The following is a 251-nucleotide window of genomic DNA, read 5'->3' as shown; positions in this document are numbered from 1 at the left end:
AACCGCTCGCGATCAGCCTCGGGAAGTTCCGAGACGATGGCCTCGACCTTCTCATGCATCCGCAGCAGGGCATAACGCCAGGGAACAGTGACCTTGTCCGCCTTGTTCCGCTCTACCTCCTCGAGGTTCCGGCGCGCCCAACGGAAGGGATCGGCGGCCTCTCTTGCGGCGAAATAGGCGGGTGCGAAGCTGTCGGCATCCAGGCCCGCCAGGCCGATCCGCAGCGCGAAGGCTGGATCGGCATGGAGGAT

At 64.9% G+C, this 251-nt stretch carries 1 protein-coding gene; it reads right to left on the bottom strand.

Annotation, left to right across the window (positions count from 1 at the left end; translation table 11 throughout):
- Nucleotides 1–251 (bottom strand): hypothetical protein (locus tag AC3II9_RS22160; protein WP_489158894.1); only part of this gene is annotated, 251 nt, incomplete at both ends.

It is taken from the genome of Lysinibacillus sp. RU7 (assembly GCF_057837305.1).
The sequence above is the reverse complement of the archived record's forward strand: the minus strand, read 5'-3'. Positions and strand labels throughout refer to the sequence as shown.